At 65.8% G+C, this 4,049-nt stretch carries 3 protein-coding genes and 1 pseudogene; 1 reads left to right on the forward strand and 3 read right to left on the reverse strand.

Annotated features, from left to right (window positions below; translation table 11 throughout):
* The coding region (locus D3H34_RS30910) for a barstar family protein (RefSeq protein WP_119558659.1) at positions 1–378 on the forward strand (378 nt) is incomplete at its 5' end.
* 62 nt (positions 379–440) lie between these two features.
* On the opposite strand, the gene rsmA is transcribed toward D3H34_RS30910, so the two are convergent.
* From rsmA to D3H34_RS30925, 3 genes and pseudogenes are all read right to left on the reverse strand, one after another.
* A complete protein-coding gene (gene rsmA, locus D3H34_RS30915) occupies positions 441–1,211 on the reverse strand; it encodes a 16S rRNA (adenine(1518)-N(6)/adenine(1519)-N(6))-dimethyltransferase RsmA (protein WP_119558660.1) in 771 nt (256 codons plus the stop codon).
* A 26-nt stretch (positions 1,212–1,237) separates the two neighbouring features.
* Entirely contained in the window at positions 1,238–2,638 is a 1,401-nt protein-coding gene (locus D3H34_RS30920) for a peptidylprolyl isomerase (protein WP_205736840.1), read from the reverse strand.
* A gap of 15 nt (positions 2,639–2,653) precedes the next feature.
* A pseudogene (locus D3H34_RS30925) lies at positions 2,654–4,025 on the reverse strand (LPS-assembly protein LptD).
* Between the last annotated feature and the right edge of the window lie 24 nt (positions 4,026–4,049).

Raw genomic sequence — 4,049 nt, forward strand, 5'->3', positions numbered from 1 at the left:
CGCCAGAACATCGTGCAGTCCATCCGCGCCTATCGCGTGCAGGACCTGCAGGATGCCGCCAGGGTTCTGGGCAACCACTTCCTGTACGCCAATCTGGCCCACGCCCAAACCAAGCAGGACGTGCTGGACCTGATCGCCACCCAGTTCATCTTTCCGGCCCACTTCGGCAAGAATTTCGATGCCCTCTATGACTGCCTGACCGACCCGCTGCACAAGGCCGGGCCGCAACCGGGCTTCATTCTGGTGCTCGACCAGATCCCGACGACCACCAAGTTCGACAAGGAAGTGCGCGAGCAACTGCTCGACAGCTTCCGCGATGCGGCCGATTACTGGGCCGAGCGCAAGGTCTCGTTCCGCTGCTTCTACTCGTTTCTCTGACCGTCGTGCCAAAGTAAAAAAGCCCCTCACGGGGCTTTTGTGCGTTATCCGGCGAGCGCAACTCAACCGGCCGCTCCGACCTCCGCGGCCAGCGCCACATATTCGTCGACCGACACTTCCTCGGCCCGGCGCTTGACGTCGAAATCGCCCGCATAGGCCTTGGTTTCGAGCCAGCGGCCCAGCGTATGGCGCAGCAGCTTGCGGCGCTGGCTGAACGCCACCTGCACCATCTCTTCGAGCAGGCGCTTGTCCACGGGTGCGGGCGCGGCGCGCGGCACCATGCGCACCACGGCGCTGTTGACCTTGGGCGGCGGGTCGAAGCTCTCGGGCGGCACGAACAGCACTTCCTGCATCGCATAGCGCCATTGCAGCAGCACCGACAGCCGGCCATAGGCCGCGGTCGAGGGCGCGCCCACCATGCGGTCTATGACTTCCTTTTGCAGCATGAAATGCTGGTCCTGGATCACGTCCACATACTCGAGCAGATGGAACAGGATGGGCGTGGAGATGTTGTAGGGCAGGTTGCCGACCACGCGCAGCTGCTGCGTCTGCAACTGCTGCGCCACGGCGGCGAAATCGACCTTGAGCACATCGGACTCGATCACCTCGAGCTGCTGGTGCAGGCGCAGGCGGAATGCCAGGTCGCGGTCGAGCTCGATCACGGTGAGGCGGCCGACGCGCTCGACCAGCGGCTGCGTCAGGGCCATCAGGCCGGGGCCGATCTCCACCATGGGATCGCCGGCTTTGGGGTCGATCGCGTCGACAATGGAATCGATGATGCCGCCATCGGTCAGGAAATTCTGACCAAAGCGTTTGCGGGGAATGTGTTTCAAACCAAAAACCTTAGAGGGGCTGACGCTTATTGCGGAGGATCGCGGTATTCCACATAGGCACGCCCACGGACTTCCTGGATCCAGGTGGCATAGGCCTTGTCCAGCTTCTGCTCGCGCACGACATTGCGCAGCATGTCGCGCTGCTCGCGCGGCGTCAGCGTCGCCTGGCGGCGCTCCATCAGCTGGATCAGGTGCACGCCGAACCGCGACACCACGGGAGCGCTGACTTCGCCCGGCTGGAGCTGGTTCAGCACTTCCTCGAATTCGGGCACATAGGCGCCCGGACCGGCCCAACCCAGGTCACCGCCTGCCTTGGCGCTGCCGTCCTGGGAGTATTCGCGCGCCAGGTCTTCGAAGCGCGCCTGGCCCGCCTGCACGCGGCGGCGGTAATCGGCCAGACGTTCGGCCGCCTGGCCTTCGTTGAGCTGCTCCGAAGGGCGCAGCAGAATGTGCCGCGCATGGTTCTGCGTGACCACGGTGGCCATGCCCTGCTGCGAGCGGTCGATCACCTTGAGCAGGTGGAAGCCCGCGCCCGAGCGCACGGGTCCGACCACGGTGTTCTTGGGCGACGACGCGACGGCGCGCGTGAACAGCTCAGGGTAGCGGTCCGCGGGGCGCAGGCCCAGCACGCCGCCTTCCTTGGCTTCAGGCGCGTTCGAATACTCGCGCACCACGGCCGCGAAGTCCTGGCCGGCGCGCAGCTTCTCGAGCGCTTCGCGGGCGCGTGCCTCGCGCTCGGCGACCACGGCGGGCGACGCGTTTTCGGGCACGGCGATGAACACATGGCCCAGGTTCAGCGTCATGTTGGAGGTATCTCCGCTGGTGCGCTGTTCCTTCAGGTACTGGTCGATGTCGAGTTCGCTGACGCGCACCCGGCCATCGACTTCACGCTCGCGCAGGCGCTGCAGCAGCAGCTGGTTGCGCAATTCCTCGCGGAAACGCGTGGCACTGATGCCGTCCGCTGCAAGCCGCGACATCATCTGTTCGAGCGACAGACTGTTCTGGCGGGCGACGTTCTGCGCGGCCTGGTCGACTGCGTAGTCGTCCACCTTGAGGCCTTGTTCGCGCGCGCTTTGCTGCTGGGCCTTCTCGAGGATCAGCCGCTCGAGCACTTCGCGCATCAGCACGTTCTCGGGCGGAAGCTGTCCGCCCTGGCCGGAAATCGACTGGGCCACGCGCGCCATGCGGTCACGCACTTCGGTGTTGGTCACCGGCTCGGAATTGACCACCGCCACGATGAAATCGGCCGAGCGCACGCCGGTATTGCCGGGCACGGCGCGGGCGCTGCCGTCCAGCGCCTTCGACAGGGATGCGGCCGGTGCGCCGGACAGGCGCAGGCCCTGGGCCTGCACGCCCACGGCGGCAAAAGAGGCCAGGCACACGAGGCCCATGGCAAAGGTGCGAGGGGTCAGGGAAGAAAGACGCATGGAGCTGTGCTTTGTTTAATCGTAATTGCTGAATCGGCTGGGCGTCGTGGTGGTCTGACGCAAGGCCTGGTAGCGAGGGATATTGTCCTTCAAGCTCTGCAACGGGTTGGAGCCCAGGCTCAGCCGCGAGAAGCCGACGAACTCGACCTGGAACAGCAGCCGGGTATTCGAGGTCGTCACGCTGCTTTGCAGGCGTTCGAGCACCACCCGGCCGACCCAGCAGCAGCTGTCGTATTCGAAGCCCACCACGGTATCGACGAGCTTGCGATCCTGCAAACTGTAGTTCAACCGGCCGACAGAGTACCAGCGCCCGCCGTTGCGGCCTTTGTCCTCGGTCGCCCAAGGGTTACGAATGGGCCATTGCCAGCCCACGTCGACCTGCTCGCTGGTGCCGCGCAGCAGGCGGTAGGCCGCGCTGATGGTGCGGTAGTTGCCCGGGCTGTAGCGCGCGCCGACGGTGGTGCGCTCGGAATGGCCGGTCTCGCGGTTGTATTGCACGGCCGCGTCGAGCGCCCACTGGGGCGTCCAGTTGATCGAGGCACCGAACAGGATGTCGGACAGCCGGTCGGTCGCGGGCACTTCGCCGGGCAGGGTCACGCGCTGGTCGGAAAAGCGCACGCGCTGGGCCACGCCGAACCGCGCGGACTCGGCGCCGGTGTTGGCATCGATGAAGCGCGTGGTCAGGCCCAGCGTCAGCAGGTTGTTGTCGGCGAGGCGGTCGTGTCCGCTGTAGTTGTTGTCGCTGTAGATCGTCGCCAGGTTGAAATCGTTGAGCGCGGTGTCGTACACCGGCAGCATGTTCTGGCTGCGGTACGGCGTAAGTGTAGAAGGCGCGCGGCTCGAGCGTCTGCAGCAGGCTGCGCCCGAACAGCTGCGTTTCGCGCTCGAACACCAGGCCGCTGTCCAGGCTCAGCGTGGGCAGCGTGCGCCCGGCCGACGTCATGCCGTTGCTCAGCGGATCGTCGAACTGGTACTGGGTCGCGTGCAGCTTGAGCTTGGGCGTGAAGAACGCGCCCGGCCACAGAACCGGACGGCTGATTTCGGCCGACAGATAACTGCGCTGGGCGTTGGTCTGGCGGGTCAGCAGCGGGTCGGCCTCGAAACGCGTGGTGTCCGCCTCGACCGTCAGGTCCAGGCCATGGCCCAGGTTCAGCGGCGTATAGCGCCATAGCAGCTGCGGCATGCGGTCATAGGGCGGCGTGATCGGCGAGGACGCGTCCTGCAGGGTCTGCCACTGGAGAGTGCGCAGCGTCAGCGACGTGTCCTGGCCGCCCCAGTTCAAGCTGGCGTCGCTCGACAGCAGGCGCGAATTGAGCAGGCGGTTGTTGGCGCGCGTGAAGTCGCGCCAGTAGTCGTTGTCGCTGACCCGGTTGAGGTTCAGGTTCAGCCCGACACCGCCCCAGGGCGAGGT

It is taken from the genome of Acidovorax cavernicola (assembly GCF_003581445.1).

What these genes read in the sequence shown, in the direction of transcription:
- D3H34_RS30920 (WP_205736840.1), bottom strand. Translation starts at nt 2,638, where the DNA reads ATGCGTCTTTCTTCCCTGACCCCTCGCACCTTTGCCATGGGCCTCGTG.